Source organism: uncultured Salinicola sp. (assembly GCF_937921195.1).
Classification (GTDB): Bacteria; Pseudomonadota; Gammaproteobacteria; order Pseudomonadales; family Halomonadaceae; genus Salinicola.
In genome coordinates this window covers 1-20436 of the sequence record NZ_CALFQK010000026.1, presented here as the reverse complement: position 1 = coordinate 20436, position 20436 = coordinate 1, and the positions used below count along the sequence as shown (strand labels likewise).

Below are 20436 nucleotides of genomic sequence, written 5' to 3'. Positions count from 1 at the left end.
TGCGCGATTCGAAGCCAACGCTTGGCGCGGACGGTATCGAAGCACCATCACGGAAACGGCTGCCCAAGGGCAGCCGTTCTTGCGTGGAACCGATCGCACATGAGGTTGCAAACCGGCCCTGATCAGAAACTCGCCGTGATCATGGTGCCCGCCACCCAGGCATTGTCGACCGAATCCACCGCCGACGGATTGGCCACGTACTGCAGGTTGGGCCGTAACGTCAGGTAGTTGGTCAGGTTGAAGCTGTAGTAGACCTCGGCGTCGTATTCGTGACCCTGACGCGGCAGGGGCGAGAGCGAACCGGCCGGCGTGGCATTGTAGTAGCCGACATAATCGTTGACGTCGTCGTTGACGTGAAGATACGCCAGGCCGATGCCGGCGTCATCCTGCGGACGCGCATCGAACGGCCCTGCGTAGGTCGCGCCGATAGAGACGTAGCGATCGATGCCCGCGGTGTCACCGTTGTTGGCGTTGCCCATGCTGAACAGCGTCAGGCCACGATCCGCGTTGCCGCCACGCTGGGTCACCTGCTGCTGGACCACGTAGTAGAGCCCGGTGTTGGTGTCACTGGTGCGGGTATCCGGACCATCGCCATAGGCGCGATTCTCCACGTTCTGGGTGTAGAAGCCGAGTTTGTAGGCGCCGGCCATGCCATCCAGCTTCGGCGTGTAGCCCACTTCCACGGGGAACAGGGTGCCCTCGGTGCCGCTGGTGCGCAGGTCGAAACCGTTGTCGTTCTCTAGGTTGCTGTCGTTGATGTTGAAAGCGCCCACCTGGGCATACCACTCGGGCGTGACGTTGGCGCGGATCACCGCAGCCCACTGGGCGATCGGCCAGTTGTAGATGTTATTGCCCCAGTTGCCCGGCTGTGCGCCGCCGAATGCCAGGTTCTGGAAGTTGCTGTCGATGGTGGCGAAGTCGTCGCCGAACGGAATTCGCCCGAGCTTGACGGCAAGCGCGTCATTGAAGAAACGCTGGCGGTACCAGAACTGGGTCAGCCTGGTGACCGGCCCGCGCCCCTGGACTTCCTGCACCGACGAGCCACCAACGGTGGCGCCGGGATCGCTCATCCGGTCATTGACGCTATGGCCATTACGGTTGGTGACGGTGAGCTGGAATTCCGCGTCGGGAATGCCAGCCAGCTTGTCGAGATCGAAATTGGCACCGACCGCGAACTGGTCCGAATATTTCGCCACGTGACTGTCGTGGTAACCGCCATCGAGGATCGTGGCCGCCTCGCCCACGTAATCGAAGTCGAAGGAGATCCCGGCGCTCTCCAGCGCCGTGCGCTCGCCTCCCCAGTCCCCCAGCAGATAAGGGGAATCCGGAGAAAATGCCGAGTAGGCCTGCACCTGGCCGATGACCCCGAGACCGCCCAGCAGCACCGCCCACGCCCCACCGATTTTGATGACCCGCAACGTGACATCCATCATGACCTGAACTCCTGAAAAAATAATTAGCACGTTACTAATGCGCCAAGAATGATAATCCCGGCGGCCCCGCTTCGATAGCCGGTCGAACCACTCCAGGCGACAAAGCCGACTAAAGGATGAATCGCCGCCACCACCAGCCCCACAGCGACGGCGGGTCGAATGTCGTTTTCGGTGGTCATGGCATCATTGCCGACATACCTCGCCCGGCGCAAACTGCCTGTCTAACACCACCGGACGATGCCATGACCCACACCGTCGATCTGTTCGTCTACCCGGACTGCCAACTGCTGGATGCCAGCGGCCCCTGGCAGGTCTTCGCCAGCGCCAATACGCTGCTGGGCCGGCCGCATTACGAGCTCCGCCTCACTGCCATCGAACCCGGCGAGGTCCGGACCAATGGCGGCATGACGCTGGTCGCCACCCATGCCCTGGAAACGCCGTCGCCGGCCACGACCATCCCGAGCGGCACGCTGCTGGTGGCCGGCGGCCATGGCGTGCATGAACTGGACGACACCGTCATCCGCAAGCTCGCCGAACGCGCCGCCTCGGTGTCCCGGGTCGGCTCGATCTGCAGCGGGGCCTTCGCGCTGGCCAGAACCGGACTGCTCGACGGCTGCTGCGTCACCACCCACTGGCGTCAGGCCGAACGCCTGGCGCGGGAGTTTCCCGGGATCGACGTCGCGGCCGATGCGCTCTACCGGCAATGCGGCAACCTCTACACCAGTGCCGGGGTCACCGCCGGCATGGATCTGGCGCTCGCCCTGGTCGCGGCGGATCACGATCATCGCCTGGCCAGCGAGGTCGCCCGCGAGCTGGTGATGTTCCTGCACCGGCCCGGCGACCAGGCGCAATTCAGCGAAGGCCTGCGCTGCCAGCTCGCCAGCCATGGCAGGCTGCGCGCGTTGGTCGATCGTGTGCTGAACGATCCGCTGGCCGACTGGAACAGCGACAGTCTGGCCGCGGCGATGGCGGTGACACCACGCCACTTTCAACGCCTGTTCCGCCAGCAACTCTCGATGACGCCGGTGGAGTTCCTGACCCGGCTGCGGCTGGAGTCGGCGCGACGGCTACTGGCCGAGAGCGATGCCCCGCTGGCACGGATTGCCGACCATTGCCGCATCGGTGGCGCCGAACAGCTGCGCCGCCAGTTCCAGCGCCGCTACGGACTCGCGCCCAGCGCCTACCGCGCCCGCTTCGGCCGCCCCCTGCCCAACCCGGCCCCGACCCATGCCAGCAACCGAGACGCCTCATGACGACCTCCGCACCTTCCCGCCTGCCGCTCACCGTCTGGGGTCTGGCGCTATGCCAGGCGCTGCTGGTCAGCGGTAATATCCTGCTCATCGCCGTCTCGCCGCTGGTGGGCAGCCAGCTCTCCGGCGATGCCGACTGGAGCACGCTGCCCGTCGCCGCCCAGTTGCTGGGATTGACCGCAGCGACACTCCCCTCCGGCTGGTTGACCGCGCGCCTGGGACGCAAGCGCACTTTCTTGATCGGCAACGGCGCCGGACTCATCGGCATCGCCATCTGCCTGCTGGCGCTGAAGAGTGCCGCCTTCCCGCTGTTCAATCTCGGCACCTTCGCCATCGGCATGAGTATCGGCGCCGGCATGCTCTACCGCTTCGCCGCCATCGATGCGGCAAGCCCGTCGCAGCGCGATCGCGCCCTCAGCCTGGTGATGGCGGGCGGTGTCATCGCCGCCTTCGCCGGGCCCTGGCTGGCGCGCTACACGCAACACGCCTTCGCGACGCCGTTCCTGGGCTGTTTCGTCGGCCTGGCGGGACTCTACGTCCTGGCGCTGCTGCTGCTCTCGCGGCTCGAGCTGCCTTCGCCCCGGGGCGCGATGGACGGTGAATCGCCCCGCCGCCCCGGCCAGCTACTGCGAGAGCCACGACTGCTGGCGGCGGTGGTCATCGCCACCTTGAGCTACGCCACCATGAACCTGGCCATGACCGCGACGCCGCTGGCCATGACCCATGCCGGCCACGGCTTCGGCGACGTCACCAACGTGATTCAGTGGCACATCCTGGCGATGTTCGCCCCCTCGTTCGTCACCGGCGACCTGACCCGGCGCTTCGGTCACCGGCCGATGATCGCCGTGGGTTCGGCGGCCCTGCTGGCCAGCCTGCTCTGCGCCCTGCTTCCGACCACGTTCTGGACCTTTGCGATCGGGCTTTTCCTGTTGGGCCTGGGCTGGAACTTCACCTTCCTGCCCGCCAGCGCCTGGCTCACCACGACCTATCGGCCCGGCGAGGCGCCTCGCGTCCAGGCCATCAACGACTGCGCGGTCTTCTCGCTGACCACCCTCTCCGCACTGCTGGCCGGCCCGCTCAACGCCTGGCTCGGCTGGCAGACGCTCAATGTCATGTTGATCCCGCTGGTGGCGGCGATGTGGGCCGTGCTGGTGCTGTCTCGAAACGGTGCAAGAAAAAGCCCAGCGCGAAGCTGGGCTTGATGGATGTGCGTCGACGGCTCAACGCGCCTCTCGCGACCGAACGATTCTCGCGGCTTCCATGAACTCATCGGCCCGCTCGCGATTGGCCCGGGTCACCAGGCTGACCGCCGCGAACAGCGCCAGCGCGACCGGCAGCGCCCAGATACCCGCCGGCAGCCCCAGTGGTTTGACGCCGCTCAGGTAGAGATAGATGACGACCGCGCCGCCGCCGACGATGCTCGCCAGTGCCCCCGCCGCCGTGCCGCGCTTCCAGTAGAAGGCCCCGATGATCGCCGGCACGATCACCACCAGGCCCGTCGAGGCCGCCACGGAGAGCACCGCAATCAGGTTGAGTTGAAGCTCCGCGAACAGGAAGGCGAGAATCGCGATGACCGGCAGCACCCACTTGCCCACCCTGAGCTGCTTCGCCTCGCTGGCGTCGGCGACGACATTGGCGTAGACGTCCCGCGACAGCATCGAGGAGAGCGTCAGCATGATCGAGTCGATGGTGGAGATCGCCGCGGCCAGAATACCCACCATGACGATCACGCCGAGCACCGGCGGCACGTGCTCGGAAGCCAGCAGCGTCGGTGTCGCCAGATCGGACTGGCGCAGATCGGGGAACGCCACCAGCGCCGAGAAGCCCCACAGCACCGAGACCACGGTGTAGATGAAACCGAAGATCAGAAAGCCGATCAGCATCTGGCGCATCGACCTGAGCGACGCCGGCATGAACAGCCGCTGGCTGACCTGGGGGTTGGAGAGGCTGAAGAAGAACCACGGGATCGTCAGCCCCAGAAACGTCGTGAAGCTGAACAGGCCCGGCCCGGGGACGCTGAGAGAGGCCGGGTGCTCCGTGGCCAGCGTATCGAACAGTGCCGAGAAACCGCCGAGCGAATGGACCACCAGCAGCGCCACCAGCGTCGAAGCGACGATCATGAACAGCGCCTGCAGCGAATCGGTCCACATCACCGAACGAATCCCGGCGATATAGGAGAACAGGATCGCCAGCAGCGTCGACACGATCACCCCGGTGGTGAACGAGATCGCCCCGCCGCTCATGCCCGCCAGCAGGTAGCCGACGCCCGCCAGCTGCACCGCGGCATAAGGGATCAGGAACACGCAGCTGGCGACGGCGGTCGCCACCGCGACCTTGTCGTCGGCGTAGCGGTGGCCGAGCATTTCGCTCGGCGTGACGAAACCGAAACGCTTGCCCACCGCCCAGAACCTGGGCCCGAAGATCGCCACCAGAGACACCCCGGCGAAGTAGACGATCTCGAACCCGAACGCCCCGACGCCGCCGGCGTAGGTGAGCCCCGCCAGCCCCACCATCATGAACGCACTGTAGGTCGTGGCGCTGTAGCTCAGCGCCGAGACGAAGCCGTTCATCTGACGGTTGCCCAGGAAATAACCCGACATGTCGACGCCGGGGCCGTTGGTCACTCTGGCGCGAGAGAGAAAGGCGACCCCCAGCCCTACGATCAGGTAGATTCCGACCGCGCCCCAGATCAACTCGATCGTCATCGCGACACCTCGTCGTCGGCCGCTCGCTCGTCCGCACGCGACGCCGTGGAGGGGAAGGAGCGAGTGATCATGATATTGGCCACGATGACCAGCACGCCGACGACGCACCAGAACAGGAAGCTGCCGTACCAAGCCTGGACCTGACCGAGCAGGCCATACGGCACGACGTAACAAGAAAGGACCAGAATCCAGACGCCCCATATCCAACGCCGAGCACTCATTGGCGATTCCCCTGCTATGTTTTTAGACAGAATGTTGCTGGAAAGTGCTTTCCTGGGATGCTGCCGCGGATTCCCGACATTTCGCCATCGGCCCTGCGCGATCCGCTGCAGCGGTCATGATAACGCGATAGTCTCGGGGACGATGAAACCGCAATGGATTTTTCGATGACGACAACGCATGTTCCCGCCAGCGTGGCCCCCCTCTGGCAGATGGACCCCATGGCACTCGACGCGCGACTGCGTGACTTCCTGAGCGAGGATATCGGCCACGTGGACCTGACCGCGACGCTGATGATCGACGAAGACTCGATCGGCCGGTTCGAGATGCGGGCGCGTGAGCCGATGACCCTTGCCGGGCTCTCGGTGGCGGCCCGGGTGTTCTCGCTCTACGACCCGACCATCGACATCGAAATGTCGGCGACGGACGGCGAGACGGTGGCCGAGGGCACCACTCTGATGCGATTGCAGGGCCCTGCTCGCAGCCTGCTGACCGTGGAGCGGACGGCGCTGAACCTGATCCAGCACCTATCGGGTATCGCCACTCTCACTGCGCAGTATGCCGAGCGGATCGCCGGCACCAGGGCGCAACTGGTGGATACCCGCAAGACCACCCCCGGCCTGAGAGCGCTTGAGAAGCACGCCGTGGCCTGCGGCGGAGGTCGCAACCATCGGCTAGGCCTGGACAGTGGCGTGATGCTCAAGGATAACCACATCGCGGTCTGCGGGAGCATCACCGCCGCCGTGGCTCGAGCGAGATCGCGCGTGCCGGTGCTGACCCGCATCGAGGTCGAATGCGACCGGCTCGACCAGGTCGAAGAGGCGCTGGCGGCCGGTGCCGACATCATCATGCTCGACAATATGTCGACGACGACGATGAAAAGCGCCGTCGAGCTGGTGGCCGGCCGCGTGCCGCTGGAAGCCTCCGGCGGCGTGCGCCTGGAGACCATACGCGACATTGCCGAGACCGGCGTCGATTTCATCTCGGTCGGACGTCTCACCCAGTCGGCGCCGGCCGTCGACATCGGCCTGGACGATGTACCGGACGACCTTGTCCGAACGCCACCCTCATCGCCCGTGTCGCCGCGGTGCAATTGATTCGATGTCCTCCACCGACATCAACAACACGGCCACCGTGGCCGCCTTCGAGTCGCTCATGGCGGAGCTGCTGGATCAGGATTTCGGGCTGCGCAAGCCACCCGTCATCACCTTCTGGTGCGGCGCGGGGTTCTCCAAGGCCTGGGATCCCCGCTCGCCCACGGATGGCGAGCTGTTCGCCATCGATCTCGACGATATCCAGGATTTTCCCAATCTTCGACACGTGATGCATGTAATCGGCTGGGAGGACTACCGTCACCTGGATTTCGAGCGTTTCAAGAACCTGCGCTACGTGCTGGACATGCAGGTGCGCTATCCCGATATCCGCAACCGCTATTTCGACGACCAGAACCTGCGACTGAGCATCCACGAGCTGCGCACCCTGGTGATGCGTCGTTTCACGGCGGCCTGCGACATCCACAACGTGGATGACAGGACGCTGCGCTTCACCTCGCCGTACGACAGCGACGGCCAGCGGGCGATCACCCGGTTCTTCGCCGCGCTGGAAGATCGCGCCGGCCAGGCCGGCCTCGGCGAGAACTGGCCGCTCTACCACTTCCTGACCACCAACTACGACTTCACCATCGAAACCATCCTGGAGCATGTCTACCGGCAGCAGGCGCCGGTATTCGGCAGGCTCTACCGGGGCATCACCCCGCAGCGCATCTGCGGCGGCTCGATCTGGGAGCACTTGCCACGCACCGTCGACCGCAACGTGATCAAGATCAACGGCGGTTTCGAGATCCTGCCCACGGCGCAGGGGTTCGATTTCGAGTATCGCCGTCGCAGCGACACCCAGATTCGGCAGGAGCCCCCGCTGCTGATCCTGCCCTCCCAGGTCCAGGACTACGACGAACCCTACTTCCACCAGGTCTTCCCCAAGGCCGTTCGCCTGCTGCGGGAGACCGACGTGCTGGTGATCGTCGGTTACAGCATGCCCCAGGAGGATTCGCTGGTACGCTTCATCCTGCGCCAACTGGCGGAGAGTCCCAATGACGCCAAGGGCAAGCACGTATTCGTCATCGACACCAAGAATCATGCGACCATCAAGTCACGGCTCGAGGAGATGTTCTTCTATCTGCCACGCACCGGCTGGCCCCGCGAGCACTACTACAGCGGCCGCTTCGAGGATTTCTGCCACAAGGTGACGAGCGCATGAGCCCAAAAGTCCGGGAGTGCTGCCGGATCCTCCGAAACGGCGGCGACGACCCGCCATCGCTCGAGGATCCGCCCCCCATATCGACTACGCTAGGTGACTTCCTCATCCGTGTCTGAGGTCATCCCCATGATTCGAACGGACCCCGCCCATGCAACACCTTGATCTACAGGTACTCGACGCGGCGCTCGAATGGGCCAACGACGGCGAGACGATCTGGCTCTGCAGCGTACTGGCGACGTTCGGCTCGTCGCCGCGCGAGCCCGGCTCGATGCTGGTCGCGAAAGCGGACGGCAGCCATGTCGGCTCGCTCTCCGGCGGCTGCATCGAGGAGGATTTCCTCGGCAGGATCGCCGAAGGGCATTTCGTCGATGCGCTGTCGGTGGTTCGCTACGGCGAAGGGGCTGACGAATCGCCCCAGGTCTCGCTGCCCTGTGGCGGGATTCTGGATGTGCTCGTCGAGCGCCTGACGCCGGATACCGAGACCCTGACGCACCTGGAGGTGCTTCACGCGACCCTGCTCGGCCAGCGCTCGCTGGTGCGCCGAATCGACCTGGAGAGCGGGCGCAAACGCTTCGTCGAGGCCGGCGAGAACGGCCCCCGTGTCGAGCGCGACGGCGAGATCATCCACCTTCGCGTGGGGCCGGCGCTGCGCCTGATCATCGCCGGAATCTCGCCGGTTTCCCGCTTCTGCGCCGAATTCGCCCGTGCACTGGGCTTCGAGGTGATCGTCTGTGATCCCAGGGAAGAGGCCCGGCGCGATTTCCCGATCGAGGGGATCGAGCTGCAGTCGGTGCTGCCGTCGCTGTTCATCGGCTCCGGCGCCGCGCATGCCGCCACCGCCATCGTCGCGCTGACCCACGACCCCCGGATCGACGATCTGGCCATGATCGAAGCCGTGCGCACGCCGGCGTTCTACATCGGCGTGATGGGGTCGAAACGTACTTCCGAAAAGCGGGCCGAACGCCTCAAGCGCTCCGGCGGGCTGGACGACGATGCCATCGCGCGCATCCAGATGCCGATCGGGCTGAACCTCGACAGCAAGACGCCGTCCGAGATCGCCCTCGCCGTCGTCGCCGATGTGCTCCGCGTGCGACGCGGCAAGTCACGCCATGAACTCTGACCCTCAGACCGAGCCGCCAGCCGTCGTGGCGCTGGTCATGGCGGCTGGTGTCTCCCAGCGGTTCGGTAGCGACAAGCGCCGGGCCAGGCTGACGGACGGTCGTACCCTGCTGGCGACCACGCTGACGACGGTAGCCCGGGCCTACCCCCGCTGGTGGCTGGTCACGCGCCCGGAGGATGACCTGGAACCGGGAGAGGCGTTCGATCCCGCCCGCCACAGACGACTGATCGCCGACCATGCACGGAACGGGCTGGGGGGGAGCCTCGGCGACGCGTTCCGTCATCTGATCGCTGAAGAGGAGACGGCGATCGCCGCCGCCGTGGTGCTGGCCGACATGCCGTGGTTGAAAGCGACCACCTGTGCACGACTCCAGCGGCATGCCCATGCCGAGCGCATCGTCATTCCCCGTCATCGTGGAAGACGCGGCCACCCGGTGCTGTTCGGGCGCACTTTCTGGCCGGCGCTGGCACAGTTGAAGGAAGGAGACGGCGCGAGAGCCATCGTGAAGGCGAATCGAGAAGCCGTTCATCTCGTCGATGTCGACGACGAGGGTATCTGGCGGGATATCGATACGCCTCAGGAGCTGCCCGATCCGTCATGAGGCGCGCGCCGCGTCAACCGAAGAACTTGTCCCAGGCCAGCAGCCCCCAGGTCACCGCCGCCATTCCCAGCGCCAGCATCACCGCCGCCGAGCCGATATCCTTGGCACGCCCCGAGAGCTCGTGATGCTCCGGGCCGATCCGGTCGACCACCGTCTCCACCGCACTGTTGAGCAGCTCGACGATCAGCACGAAGATGCAGCTGCCGACCAGCACCAGCCACTCGACGGGATTCTTGCCGATCCACCAGGCAAAAGGCACCAGCACGATGCAGAGCGCCACTTCCTGGCGAAAGGCGGTCTCGTTGCGGAATGCCGCCACCAGCCCCTTCAGTGAGTATCCGGTGGAGTAGACCAGGTGGCGAAAACCGGTATCGCGAGATTTCATGGATGTCCGTTGCAGTCGGGTTGGCGACTGCCCTCTAACGTGACCGAGTATCGGCGCGCTGCCGTGTATAGGCGACGATGGTAGCAGAGCCGCATGCCGACATCATCGCCGTTGCGCAATGCGCTCGCTCATGGCACCCGGGACGACGCGGGACGTGGCTGGCTCCCTGGCCGCCCGGCCTTTATGCTGGCACGACACCAATACGATGCCGCGTCACGTTGCCAACAGGGTCAATCATGTCCGAAGCCAATCCGCTCTATCCTGCTCTCGAACCTCACGCCAGCGGCCATCTGGATACCGGTGACGGCCACCAGGTCTACTGGGAGCGTTGCGGCAACCCGGACGGCAAGCCGGTGGTCTTCCTCCATGGCGGCCCGGGCGGCGGCTGCAAGCCGATCCACCGCCAGCTGTTCGACCCCGCGCGCTACGACATCCTGCTGTTCGACCAGCGCGGCTGTGGCCGTTCGACGCCCCATGCCAGCCTCGACAACAACACCACCTGGCACCTGATCGAGGACATGGAGCGCCTGCGAGGGATGATCGGTGCCGAGCGCTGGCAGGTGTTCGGGGGCTCGTGGGGATCGACGCTGGCGCTGGCCTACGCCGAGCGACATCCGGATCGCGTCAGTGAGCTGGTGCTGCGCGGCATCTTCACCATGCGCCAGCAGGAGCTCGACTGGTTCTACAAGCATGGGGCCCGCAACATGTTCCCCGAGAAGTGGGAGCGGCTGGTGGAGATTCTGCCCGAGGCGCAGCGCGACGATATCATTCCCGCCTTCCACGAACGGCTCATGGGCGACGATGTCGAACGCCAGCTCGAGGCCGCCCGGCGCTGGAGCGTGTGGGAAGGCGAGACCTCGAAGCTGATCCCCGTCGACGCCAGCGACTCCCATGCCGCCGATCACTTCGCCCTGGCCTTCGCCCGGATCGAGAACCACTACTTCGTCAACAAGGGCTTCTTCGAGTTCGATGATCAGCTACTGCGTCAGGCCGATCGCCTGACCGGCATTCCCGGCGTGATCGTTCACGGCCGCTACGATATGGTCTGCCCGCTCCGGAACGCCTGGGACCTGGCCAAGGTATGGCCGGAGGCGAGCCTGGAGATCATCGAGGCGGCAGGTCACGCGTTCAGCGAGCCGGAGATCATGGCCGCCCTGATACGGGCGACCGACCGGTTCGCCGATCATCGATGATTCGAGGTCACGGACCGCGACCGTGAAACACGACGAACGACGGGAAGCCGCCGGCTTCCCGTCGCTGCGAGCCGAGCCGAGCCGACTCAGTTCTGGGGGCGCTGCTTGGTGGCATCCAGTCCCGTTTTTTTCTCGGTGGTCAGCTTGGTGATCTCGGCGGAGCTCTTGATGGCGCGGTCGAAGACGTCTTTCAGGTCGGCCATCGTTCCGGTACTGCCCAGCGCGCCATTGGCCGCATCCTGAAAGTTCCAGTGACCGGACAGGCCATCCGCGTTCGGATTGTCGAGGGTCTCGATAGCGGTGTAGACATCGGGATGGCTCAGCATATAGCTGGCGGCCGCGGAAACTTCCGGCGGCGTATTGCCGCTGGTGTCGTTGGCCAGCGCCTCGAGATCGCTTTTCCATACCGCGCCACCATGGTTCTTGACGTAGTCCGCAAGGATCTTGCTGGACTGGGAGACGCTGAGTTGATCTTCGAAGGAAGAGAAGGAAGACGGCTGGTTGGCGGGGCTGTTGCCCGTCGGCGTCACACTAGACATCGGCTTTTTCCCTGGCAGAAGTTCGTTTCGATGATTGTGGCGCGGCTCCATGACATCGGCATGAACCTCGCGCGTTCTGCTGGCTCCCGTGCAACGGGGCAACTCGATTATGAAACGCCGCAAGCGCCGCGAGGGGGCCGAAACGTGTCATTGATCGACACAATGAAAACCAACCGTCATCGGGCGTAACACAAAGATACGTTACACCGACTGGCGAACCGCCCCGATATCGCGGTTCAGGCCGGCATCCTCTCGACCGCGAGGTCGATGATCGTCGCCGCAACGGCCTGCGCCCGCGGCACCAACGTCTCCAGCCGACAGTATTCGTCGTCGGTATGCATCTTGGCGCCCACCGGGCCGGTGCCGCAGAGCGTGGGAATACCGAGACTCGCCGTTGTCCCCGCGTCCGAACAGCCGCCGGTGAACTCGCCGCCGACGTTGAAGCCAAGCTTCTCGGCCTGGGCCCGGTAGCGCGCGAACAGCGCCTCGCTCATGGCCGGCTCCATCGGCAGGAAGCCGGAGGTCTGACGGATCGTCGCCTGCGTTCCAGGAATCTCCTCCTCGGCAATGATCGTCTCGATCGCCGCCAGCAGATCGAGCCGCTGCTGGTTGGTGACGAAGCGCGTGTCCAGCTGTGCCGTGGCCGAGGGCGCCACGGTGTTGCGCGACACGCCCCCCTCGATCAGACCGACGTTGGTGGTCACGCCGCTGGCGTAGTCGGTCAGCGCATGGAGCTTGACGATCTTGCGCGCCAGCGCTTCGATGGCGCTGGCGCCGTCGGCATGGCTGACGCCCGAGTGGGCCGCCTTGCCGGTCACTTCGATCAGAAAGGCCGCTCCGCCCTTGCGGCCGGTGACCACGTTACCGCTGATGCGCCCCGGTTCGGCGTTGAGCACGGCCCGCGCGCCGCTGGCCGCTTCGCGAATGAAGGCAGTACCGTCGCGGGAGCCGATCTCCTCGTCCGCCGTGAACAGCGCCCGCACCGGGAACGGCAACGGCGCCAGCCGCTTGAGTGCCCTCAGCACGAAGATATTGAGCACCAGCCCCGATTTCATGTCGGCGACACCAGGACCGAAAGCGGTATCGCCCTCGCGGGTGAAGCCGCGCTCGGCGACGGTGCCGGTCGGAAACACCGTATCGCGATGCCCCATCATCAGCACGTGGCCGGCGCTCGCATCGCGGCCGTCCCCCTCCAGTCGCGCCTCGAGAATATCGCCGGCGTCCGGGCGCGGCGTGCGCGCCACGGCAATCCCGTCGGCCTCCAGCCAGCCCACGATGACATCCGCCACCGCATCGGTGCCGGCCTTGTCGTAGCTGTTGGAATCGATATCCACCAGTGTCTGCAGGCACTCGATCATCTCCGCCTGCCGCCCGGCCAGCCACTCGCAGGCCGTGGCCATCATCGTCTCCGCGTCGGTCAGCGGTGCCATCGTTCGCGCTCCTTATTGATGTCTCGACCCTGCTCGGCCAGATCCCACCATAACCCGGCCATGATACCCAGACCTTCCCGCAGGATGCTCGCCAATGCGTGCTCGTCGGGGGCGTGCTGGGAGCAGGCCGGGTAGGAGTGCGGCACCCACAGCGTCGGCAGTCCCAGCGTCTCGGCGAAGACATCGTTGGGCAGCGAGCCGCCCAGGTTGGGCAGCAGCGTCGGTGTCTTGCCGCTGGACTCATGCATCGATGCCAGCGCCCAGCGGACCCACGGATCCGACGGATCGAGTCGCGTGGCATTCATCTGCGACATCCGCGCGCTGCTGACCTCCACATCCTCGAAGCCGTGAGCGTCGAGATGCCGACGCAGGTGTTCGAGGAAGCGCTCGCGGTCACTGCCGACCACGAAGCGCAGCTGGCAATGGGCATATGCCTCGCCGGGAATGGCATTGACGGGCGCCTCCGGGTTGCCGGCCTTGATCGCCAGCAGCTCCAGGGTGTTCCAGGCGAACAGCCTTTCCGCCGGCAGCAGGCCCGGTTCGCCCCAGTTCGTATCGATCGCCGGATCCCCCGGTGTCGCCCCGACCTCGAGCGAGGCAACGGCGTCGCGAACCGGCGCAGGAATCGCCGGCGGGCGCAGGCCCTCGATCAGGATCTTGCCGTGGGCATCGACCAGCGTCGCCCAGGCGTTGGCGAGCCGGGTGGCCGGATTGGAGAGCACGCCCCCCCAGTTGCCCGAATGATGCGCGCCATCGCGGGCGCGCAGGCGCAGATCGAAATTGAACGACCCGCGGGAACCGAGAAACAGCGTCGGCGAGTCCGCCGACAGCCGCGGCCCGTCGGAGGCGATGAACAGATCCGCTGCCAGGCGCTCGCGATTGGCTTCGCAGACCGCCTTCAAGCCCGGTGAGCCGGTCTCCTCCCCCATCTCCAGGATCAGTTTGACGTTATAGCCGAGTGTTCCGCCACGCGCGTCGATGACGCTCGCCAGCGCCGCGAAATTGAGCGTGTGCTGGCCCTTGTTGTCGGCGGTGCCGCGGCCGTACCAGCGTTCGCCCTCGACCACGATATGCCAGGGCGACAACCCTTCCCGCCACTGCGCATCGTAGCCCCGCACTACATCCCCGTGGCCATAGGTGAGCAGCGTCAAAGCCGCATCGGCCTCGATTCGCTCGGCCAGCAGGAACGGCCCGAAGCCACCGACGGGGTTGCCGACGATCTCCCAGGTGAACCCCAGCTTCTCGATCTCGGGGATTACGAAGTCGGTCAGGTAACGGCGCAGCTCACCGTCGCGCCCCGTTTCCTGGCTTTCACTGCGCACCGCGACACGGGCGTCGAGCTGTCGCAGGAAATCGCCGCTGTCGAAGGCTTGCCAGGCGTGTTGCAGCGCTTTTGCTCGCGCCATGAATCTCTCCTCATTGGATGCGAAAAGGGTTGAACGGGCCGTCGGCCGCGGCGGACGACCTCAAGCGAGATGGCAGGCCACCCGGGCGTTGTCGCCACGGATATCCTCCAGTCGCGGCCGCTGCTGTTGGCAAACCGGCTGCGCCCTGGGACAGCGCGGGTGAAACGCGCAACCAGCGGGCGGATCGCTCGGGTCCGGCATGGCATCGCCCAGCCCGATATCCGGCACGCCCAGTCCCGGCTCCGGGGTCAGCGCCGAGTCCAGTAGTGCCCGGGTATAGGGATGGCGCGGCGCACCGAAGATCTGCTCCCGCGTTCCCTCCTCGACGATGCGACCCAGGTACATCACCGCGACCCGATCCACCAGGTGCTCGACCACGGCCAGATCGTGGCTGATGAACAGATAGGTCAGCCCGAACTCGGCCTTGAGATCCAGCAGCAGGTTGAGGATCTGCGCCTGGACCGAGACGTCCAGCGCCGAGGTCGGCTCGTCGCAGATCACGATATCCGGACGCATGATCAACGCGCGGGCGATGGCCACGCGCTGGCGCTGGCCGCCGGAGAGCTGGCCCGGGAACTGGTCGGCGGCACGCCGGGGCAGCCCGACCACATCCAGGGTTTCGGCGACGCGTGCCGCTCGCTCGCGGGCCGTGCCGATGCCATGCACCTGCAACGGCAATCCGACGATCTGGGCGATCCGCTTGCGCGGATTGAGCGAGGAGTAAGGGTCCTGGAAGATCGGCTGAACGTGCCGCGCCAGCGCTTTCTGGTTGGCGCCCCGCAGCGGCTTGCCATCGACCAGCACGTCACCCTCGCTCGGCGTCGTCAGCCCCAGCAGCATCTTGGCCAGCGTACTCTTGCCGCAGCCCGACTCCCCCACCAGGCCCATGACCTGGCCACGGGGAATCCGCAGCGAGACATCGCTGACGGCGCCCAGCGCGCGCCCCCGCTTGAACAGCCCGCCACCCAGGGTGAAGGTTTTCGACAGTCCGCAAAGCTCCAGCGCCGGCGGCGTTCGCGATGTCGATGAGGCGCTCGGCGCCGTCGACAACGGGCGCGGTCCGGCTATCTCGATGGTCGAATCGACGTTCATGACATCGTCTCCGGTTGACGCGGCGCCGGTACCGGCCGATCAGCAAAGTGACAGCGGGCCCGGTGATCGCCGGGTAACGACATCAACGGTGGCGTCCGTTCACAGGTCGGCTGCGCCTGCGGACAGCGATTGCGGAAGGCGCACCCCTTGACGTCACCGACGAGACTGGGCACGACGCCGGGAATCGCCTGCAGTCGGCTACCGGGGAGTGTCCTTCCCGGCGTGGGGATGCAGCTCAACAGCCCGCGCGTATAGGGGTGCCCGGGGGCGGCATAGAGTGCCGGCGTCGGCGCGGATTCGATCACCTCGCCGGCGTACATCACCGCGACCCGGTCGGCGATACGCGCCACGACGCCGAGATCGTGGGTGATGAAGATCACCGCGGTACCGAATTCCTGCTGCAGCTCGCGCAGCAGGCGCAGGATCTGCGCCTGGATCGTCACGTCGAGGGCCGTGGTCGGCTCGTCGGCGATGATCAGGTCGGGCTCGCACATCAGCGCCATGGCGATCATCACTCGCTGGCGCAGTCCGCCGGAGAGCTGATGCGGATACTGGTCCAGGCGCTCTTTCGCGGCGCTGATACCGACTCTTCCCAACAGATAGATCGCCCGCTCGCGAGCCTCGCGCCGGCTGACGCCGCGGTGCCGGATCAACCCTTCGCAGAGCTGATTGCCCAGGGTGTAGGCCGGATTCAGTGCGGTCATCGGCTCCTGGAAGATCATCGCCATGCGCGCCCCGCGCAGATCGCTGCGACGGCGTTCGGAGAGCGTTGCCAGATCGGTCCCGTCGAACTCGAGGCGATCAGCACTGAGCCTGGCCTTGCGCGGCAGCAGCCCCATCAGGGCGAGCGAGGTCATCGACTTGCCGCAGCCGGACTCCCCCACCAGGCAGAGCATTTCGCCGCGTTCGACATGAAAGTCGATCCCGCGCACGGCATGCAGCATGCCCGCCTCCACCGGCAGGTCGACGCGCAGGTTGTTCACGTCCAGTAGTGGCATCAGTTGCGTCCTCCCGGTGCGTTGAGATCCCGCAGTCCGTCGCCGAGCAGGTTGATCGCCAGCACCAGCACGAACAGTGCGATACCGGGGATCGCGATGACCCAGGGCTGGAAGAACATGTAGGCCTTGCCCTCGGCGACCATCAGCCCCCACGACGGCAGCGGCGGCTGCACCCCCATGCCGAGGAACGACAGCGTCGCCTCGAGCAGGATCGCGTGGGCCATTTCCAGCGTCATCACCACGATCAGCGAGCCGGCGATATTGGGCAGCACTTCCCGCAACAGGATGTAGGGCAGCGAGCAGCCCAGCGTGCGCGCCGCGTAGACGTACTCGGCATCGCGCATCTGCTGGGTGACCGAACGCGAAACCACCGCGAAGCGGTCCCACAGCAGCAGGCCCAGCAGTACGATCACGGTGGTCAGGGAGCCGCCGGTCAGCGAAGCCAGCGCCAGCGCCACCAGCACCACCGGCATCGCCAGGCGGGTAGTGATGATGTAGCTGATGACCGCATCCACGCGGCCGCCGAAATAGCCCGCAAGCACCCCCAGCGTGGTGCCGATGACGCCGGATATCAGCGCCGCCACCAGCCCGATGGTCAACGAGATGCGAGTCCCGAACAGCAGCCGGCTCAGGGTGTCGCGGCCCAGCTTGTCGGTGCCCAGCACATGCGTCCATGAGCCCTTGTCGTGCCACACCGGCGGCACCATCCGGTTGGCGATGTCCTGGTGATAGGGGTCATGCGGGGCCAGCAGCGGCGCGAAGATGGCGATCAACATCGCCAGCGCGACCAGTACCAGGCCGATTGCCAGCCCGCGATGGCCGAACAGCCTGCGGGTTACCCACGACCAGGCCGGCGCCGGCAGCGGAATCTCGCCGGAGATAGCCGAGGTCGCAGCTGAAGAAACGCGAGGCGAAGCATGGGAAGTCGTCATGTCGTTCTCCTCAACGGGTGCGGATACGGGCGTCGAGCGCGGCGTTGGCGACATCCGCCAGCAGCGTCAACACGATGTAGAACAGCGCGATGATCAGCACCACGGCCTGCACCACGGGATAGTCGTTGCGCGAGATCGCATCCCAGGCCAGCTGGCCGAGGCCGTTGAGCGAGAAGACCGATTCGATGACCACCGAACCGCCCAGCATGAAACCGAGCTCGACGGCGGCCAGCGCCACCACCGGGATGACTGCGTTGCGAAGCGCGTGCTTGAAGATCACCGAACCCGCGCGCAGCCCCTTGGCGCGGGCGGTGCGGATATAGTCGGACTCGAGTACCTCGAGCATGCCGGTCCGGGTCAGGCGCATCATCGCGGGCGTGGCGTAGTAGCCCAGTGCGATGGCCGGCAGCACGAAATGCTGCCAGCCGTCGCTACCGGCGGCCGGCAGCCACTGCAGCGTCACCGCGAAGACCACGATCAACGTCAGGCCGAACCAGAAACTCGGCATCGCCTGACCCACCACGGCGAACAGCAGCGCCAGCCGATCGATCCAGGTATCGCGCTTGAGCGCCGCCAACACGCCCAGCGGAATCGAGATGCTCACCGCCAGCGCCAGCGCGAGGCCGCCCAGCGTCAACGTGATTGGCATGCGATCGGCGATCAGCTCCACCACCGTGCTCTGGTAGTAGTAGGAACGGCCGAAGTCGAAGGTCAGCGCGCCCCCCAGCCAGTCCAGGTACTGGCTGACGATGGGTCGATCGAGCCCGTAGTCGACGCGGATTCGCTCGACCTGCTCGGCGGTGGCCTCCGGCCCGGCGATCGATGTGGCCAGATCGCCGGAGAGATGCAGCAGCATGAAGCTGACGACCGAGATGGTGAGCGCCACGCTGATCGCGACCAGAACCCGGCGGATGATGAAAGTGCCCATGGAACCTCCTCACGCCACGCAACCTCGTCAATCCAACACGGGGCCACGCCAGCGGGTTACGGATATCGAAAGCGTTACTTCCAACTGGCCTCGGCGAAGCGCGGCAGCTCATCCGGATAGGGCGTGAAATTCAGGTCGGCGGTATAGGCGTAGTAGGTGGAGTAGGAGAACAGCGGCGCCCAGTAGGCCTGTTCCGAGATCCGCTGCAGCGCCTTGCGATAATTCTCCTTGCGCACCTCAGGGTCGACGGACGTATCGGCGGCATGGAGCCACTGCTGGACCTGCTCGTCCTGCCAGTGATCGTCGGCGCCGCCGCCGAAGTAGACGCTGGTGAATGCGGAGACATCGTTGACCGAGTAGGAACCCCAGGTCTTGAATGACATGTCGGTGTTGCCCCCGCGCTGCTGCTCCAGCAGCGCCGGCGAGGTCATGAAGCGCAGATTGGCGCGAATGCCGACATTGCGCAGATCGCCGATCATCGCCTCGGCATAGTCCCGCTCGCGATAGGCGTAGAGGTTCAGCTCGAAGCCATCGCCGTAGCCTGCGTCCGCCAGTAGCTGGCGCGCCTTGTCGGGGTCGTAGTCGTACTCGACGACATCCTGGGTCTCGCAGCCGAACTGGGCCGGAAAGCAAGGGGCATAGAGCGGACGACTGCCACCCCGCACCAGGTTGTCGGCCATGCCCTGGCGATTGATCGCGTGATTGATCGCCTGGCGAACCTCGAGATGGCTCAGCGGCGAGCTCTCGCGCCTGGCGGCATCGAAGGAGAGATAGCCGACCCGCATGGTCTCGCCGCTGTCCACGGTCAGGTTGGGCATGGCCTCCATCTGCTCGGCCTGGTCTGCCGGGACGCGCCAGATCCAGTCGACCTGGCCGGTCATCAGCTGCGCCACGCGGGAGTCCTGATCGGGAATCACCTTGAACTCGAGCTTGCCGATCTTGGGCTGGCCGACCGGGCTATCGGCGAAGTAGTCATCGTTGCGGACCATCTTGACGCCTTCCCCCGGCGTCACTTCGGTAATCCGGTAAGGGCCGGTGCCGATCGGCTGCTTGCTGAAACCTTCGAGGCCGACTTTCTGGAAGTACTGATCCGGGAAGACCGGAAGCGGACCGGAGAGATACTCCAATGCCGCCGGGAAAGGCCCGTTGAGATGGAAGCGGACATGGGTGTCGTCGATCTTCTCGACGCTCTTGATCCAGTCGGTGTTCTGGCGGGTGACCACCTTCGAGTCCGGCGACACCACGTAGTTGAAGGTGAAGACCACGTCGTCGGCGTCGAACGGCTCGCCGTTCTGGAACGTCACGCCCTGACGCAGCGTCATCTCCAGGGTGGTGTCGTCGACCCAGTGCCATTCGGTGGCGAGCATCGGCTCGTAATCGTTGGTCTCGGGGTTGCGGTAGATCAGAGTATCCCAGGCCAGGTGCGAGATGATCACCCCTTCCCGCAGATTGTTGTGATACGGGCTGATGTTCTCGGGTTCGCTGTCGGAAGCGTAGATCAGCGTGTCGTTGGCCTTGTTGGCCAGCGCCGGTAGCGACAGGCAGCACAGCGCCGTGCCGGCCACGATGTGGCGAAGCGTCAGGTTGGAGCGCATTTCGACCTCATTGTTGTGTTGTTGGCTGAGAGCGTGTTGTTGGCTGAGAGCGTCTTGCTGGAGCATCCGCCGTGCCGCTGGCGGTGTCGTGGCGGCGATCGGATCTTGTTGTGCATCCCCTTCGGCCGACGCCGTTTTCATCGAAGCTATCGAACGCCCACCCATGCCACAAGTACAATGTTTAGAACCAACCGTTGCCATTTCGGCAAAGGTTAATAAAAACAACATCCACCACAGCCGTCGACGAGACGGAGGAAAGCACAATGGCAATGAACAGTCGCGCCCTTCAGGAAACCGCGCTTCGCTACTTCCTGGCGGTGGTGAAAAACGGCTCGATCAGCGAGGCATCGCTCA

General features: G+C 65.4%; 19 protein-coding genes. 7 read left to right on the top strand and 12 right to left on the bottom strand.

Annotated elements, in window-relative coordinates; genetic code table 11:
- Nucleotides 1–122 precede the first annotated feature (122 nt).
- On the bottom strand, nt 123–1433 hold the full coding sequence (locus tag Q0602_RS02025) for a carbohydrate porin (RefSeq protein WP_298838148.1): 1311 nt from the start codon (nt 1431–1433) through the stop codon (nt 123–125).
- A gap of 242 nt (nt 1434–1675) precedes the next feature.
- Here Q0602_RS02025 and Q0602_RS02020 point away from each other — a divergent pair, with 242 nt between their 5' ends.
- Both Q0602_RS02020 and Q0602_RS02015 read left to right on the top strand, forming a co-directional pair.
- Nucleotides 1676–2686: a GlxA family transcriptional regulator gene (locus Q0602_RS02020; protein WP_298838145.1), complete on the top strand. Its 1011-nt coding sequence runs from the start codon at nt 1676–1678 to the stop codon at nt 2684–2686.
- Nucleotides 2683–3885 carry an MFS transporter gene (locus Q0602_RS02015; RefSeq protein WP_298838143.1) on the top strand — a complete coding sequence of 401 codons (1203 nt, stop codon included), beginning with the start codon at nt 2683–2685 and terminating at the stop codon, nt 3883–3885. Before Q0602_RS02020 ends, Q0602_RS02015 begins: the two co-directional genes overlap by 4 nt.
- An 18-nt stretch (nt 3886–3903) precedes the next feature.
- Here the strand turns inward: Q0602_RS02015 and Q0602_RS02010 are convergent, their stop codons facing one another.
- Together Q0602_RS02010 and Q0602_RS02005 are read right to left on the bottom strand one after the other, a co-directional pair.
- Nucleotides 3904–5388, bottom strand: coding sequence for a sodium:solute symporter family protein (locus Q0602_RS02010; protein WP_298838140.1), 1485 nt, complete (start codon nt 5386–5388; stop codon nt 3904–3906).
- Nucleotides 5385–5609: a hypothetical protein gene (locus Q0602_RS02005; RefSeq protein ID WP_295035534.1), complete on the bottom strand. Its 225-nt coding sequence runs from the start codon at nt 5607–5609 to the stop codon at nt 5385–5387. Before Q0602_RS02005 ends, Q0602_RS02010 begins: the two co-directional genes overlap by 4 nt.
- A gap of 165 nt (nt 5610–5774) precedes the next feature.
- Between Q0602_RS02005 and nadC the strand changes: the two genes are divergently transcribed.
- The 4 genes from nadC to Q0602_RS01985 all read left to right on the top strand — a co-directional run bounded on the left by nadC (nt 5775) and on the right by Q0602_RS01985 (nt 9584).
- On the top strand, nt 5775–6704 hold the full coding sequence (nadC, locus tag Q0602_RS02000) for a carboxylating nicotinate-nucleotide diphosphorylase (protein WP_298838137.1): 930 nt from the start codon (nt 5775–5777) through the stop codon (nt 6702–6704).
- A gap of 4 nt (nt 6705–6708) precedes the next feature.
- On the top strand, nt 6709–7863 hold the full coding sequence (locus Q0602_RS01995) for an SIR2 family protein (protein WP_295035531.1): 1155 nt from the start codon (nt 6709–6711) through the stop codon (nt 7861–7863).
- Between the two features lie 148 nt (nt 7864–8011).
- The gene (locus Q0602_RS01990; protein WP_298838134.1) at nt 8012–8983 is read left to right on the top strand and encodes an XdhC family protein; all 972 of its coding nucleotides are present in this window, start codon (nt 8012–8014) and stop codon (nt 8981–8983) included.
- Nucleotides 8973–9584, top strand: a complete 612-nt coding sequence (locus tag Q0602_RS01985; RefSeq protein ID WP_298838131.1) for a nucleotidyltransferase family protein — start codon at nt 8973–8975, stop codon at nt 9582–9584. Before Q0602_RS01990 ends, Q0602_RS01985 begins: the two co-directional genes overlap by 11 nt.
- Nucleotides 9585–9597: 13 nt before the next feature.
- Here the strand turns inward: Q0602_RS01985 and Q0602_RS01980 are convergent, their stop codons facing one another.
- Nucleotides 9598–9969 (bottom strand): diacylglycerol kinase, encoded by a 372-nt coding sequence (locus tag Q0602_RS01980; RefSeq protein ID WP_295035526.1) that lies wholly within the window; start codon nt 9967–9969, stop codon nt 9598–9600.
- A 236-nt stretch (nt 9970–10205) separates the two neighbouring features.
- Between Q0602_RS01980 and pip the strand changes: the two genes are divergently transcribed.
- Nucleotides 10206–11162, top strand: a complete 957-nt coding sequence (pip, locus tag Q0602_RS01975; RefSeq protein ID WP_298838127.1) for a prolyl aminopeptidase — start codon at nt 10206–10208, stop codon at nt 11160–11162.
- An 86-nt stretch (nt 11163–11248) separates the two neighbouring features.
- Here pip and Q0602_RS01970 read toward each other — a convergent pair whose 3' ends face one another.
- The 8 genes from Q0602_RS01970 to Q0602_RS01935 form a co-directional block, all read right to left on the bottom strand.
- Nucleotides 11249–11701 (bottom strand): hypothetical protein, encoded by a 453-nt coding sequence (locus tag Q0602_RS01970; RefSeq protein WP_298838124.1) that lies wholly within the window; start codon nt 11699–11701, stop codon nt 11249–11251.
- 236 nt (nt 11702–11937) lie between these two features.
- Entirely contained in the window at nt 11938–13131 is a 1194-nt protein-coding gene (locus Q0602_RS01965; RefSeq protein WP_298838120.1) for a M20 family metallopeptidase, read from the bottom strand.
- Nucleotides 13119–14537 (bottom strand): M20 family metallopeptidase, encoded by a 1419-nt coding sequence (locus Q0602_RS01960; protein ID WP_298838116.1) that lies wholly within the window; start codon nt 14535–14537, stop codon nt 13119–13121. The genes Q0602_RS01965 and Q0602_RS01960 overlap by 13 nt, the downstream gene beginning before the upstream one ends.
- 60 nt (nt 14538–14597) lie before the next feature.
- The gene (locus tag Q0602_RS01955; protein ID WP_298838113.1) at nt 14598–15629 is read right to left on the bottom strand and encodes an ABC transporter ATP-binding protein; all 1032 of its coding nucleotides are present in this window, start codon (nt 15627–15629) and stop codon (nt 14598–14600) included.
- Nucleotides 15626–16627 carry an ABC transporter ATP-binding protein gene (locus tag Q0602_RS01950; protein ID WP_298838110.1) on the bottom strand — a complete coding sequence of 334 codons (1002 nt, stop codon included), beginning with the start codon at nt 16625–16627 and terminating at the stop codon, nt 15626–15628. Before Q0602_RS01950 ends, Q0602_RS01955 begins: the two co-directional genes overlap by 4 nt.
- The gene (locus Q0602_RS01945; RefSeq protein ID WP_298838107.1) at nt 16627–17559 is read right to left on the bottom strand and encodes an ABC transporter permease; all 933 of its coding nucleotides are present in this window, start codon (nt 17557–17559) and stop codon (nt 16627–16629) included. Before Q0602_RS01945 ends, Q0602_RS01950 begins: the two co-directional genes overlap by 1 nt.
- A 10-nt stretch (nt 17560–17569) precedes the next feature.
- On the bottom strand, nt 17570–18487 hold the full coding sequence (locus Q0602_RS01940; RefSeq protein ID WP_298838102.1) for an ABC transporter permease: 918 nt from the start codon (nt 18485–18487) through the stop codon (nt 17570–17572).
- A gap of 74 nt (nt 18488–18561) precedes the next feature.
- Entirely contained in the window at nt 18562–20082 is a 1521-nt protein-coding gene (locus Q0602_RS01935) for an ABC transporter substrate-binding protein (RefSeq protein WP_298838099.1), read from the bottom strand.
- Nucleotides 20083–20436: the final 354 nt, after the last annotated feature.

Coding starts and splice junctions, on each gene's coding strand:
- Q0602_RS02020 (WP_298838145.1), top strand. CDS start 1,676: ATGACCCACACCGTCGATCTGTTCGTCTACCCGGACTGCCAACTGCTG.
- Q0602_RS02015 (WP_298838143.1), top strand. CDS start 2,683: ATGACGACCTCCGCACCTTCCCGCCTGCCGCTCACCGTCTGGGGTCTG.
- Q0602_RS01950 (WP_298838110.1), bottom strand. CDS start 16,627: ATGCCACTACTGGACGTGAACAACCTGCGCGTCGACCTGCCGGTGGAG.
- Q0602_RS02010 (WP_298838140.1), bottom strand. CDS start 5,388: ATGACGATCGAGTTGATCTGGGGCGCGGTCGGAATCTACCTGATCGTA.
- Q0602_RS01955 (WP_298838113.1), bottom strand. CDS start 15,629: ATGAACGTCGATTCGACCATCGAGATAGCCGGACCGCGCCCGTTGTCG.
- Q0602_RS01995 (WP_295035531.1), top strand. CDS start 6,709: ATGTCCTCCACCGACATCAACAACACGGCCACCGTGGCCGCCTTCGAG.
- pip (WP_298838127.1), top strand. CDS start 10,206: ATGTCCGAAGCCAATCCGCTCTATCCTGCTCTCGAACCTCACGCCAGC.
- Q0602_RS01935 (WP_298838099.1), bottom strand. CDS start 20,082: ATGCGCTCCAACCTGACGCTTCGCCACATCGTGGCCGGCACGGCGCTG.
- Q0602_RS01990 (WP_298838134.1), top strand. CDS start 8,012: ATGCAACACCTTGATCTACAGGTACTCGACGCGGCGCTCGAATGGGCC.
- Q0602_RS01980 (WP_295035526.1), bottom strand. CDS start 9,969: ATGAAATCTCGCGATACCGGTTTTCGCCACCTGGTCTACTCCACCGGA.
- Q0602_RS02025 (WP_298838148.1), bottom strand. CDS start 1,433: ATGATGGATGTCACGTTGCGGGTCATCAAAATCGGTGGGGCGTGGGCG.
- nadC (WP_298838137.1), top strand. CDS start 5,775: ATGACGACAACGCATGTTCCCGCCAGCGTGGCCCCCCTCTGGCAGATG.
- Q0602_RS01940 (WP_298838102.1), bottom strand. CDS start 18,487: ATGGGCACTTTCATCATCCGCCGGGTTCTGGTCGCGATCAGCGTGGCG.
- Q0602_RS01945 (WP_298838107.1), bottom strand. CDS start 17,559: ATGACGACTTCCCATGCTTCGCCTCGCGTTTCTTCAGCTGCGACCTCG.
- Q0602_RS01970 (WP_298838124.1), bottom strand. CDS start 11,701: ATGTCTAGTGTGACGCCGACGGGCAACAGCCCCGCCAACCAGCCGTCT.
- Q0602_RS01985 (WP_298838131.1), top strand. CDS start 8,973: ATGAACTCTGACCCTCAGACCGAGCCGCCAGCCGTCGTGGCGCTGGTC.
- Q0602_RS01965 (WP_298838120.1), bottom strand. CDS start 13,131: ATGGCACCGCTGACCGACGCGGAGACGATGATGGCCACGGCCTGCGAG.
- Q0602_RS01960 (WP_298838116.1), bottom strand. CDS start 14,537: ATGGCGCGAGCAAAAGCGCTGCAACACGCCTGGCAAGCCTTCGACAGC.
- Q0602_RS02005 (WP_295035534.1), bottom strand. CDS start 5,609: ATGAGTGCTCGGCGTTGGATATGGGGCGTCTGGATTCTGGTCCTTTCT.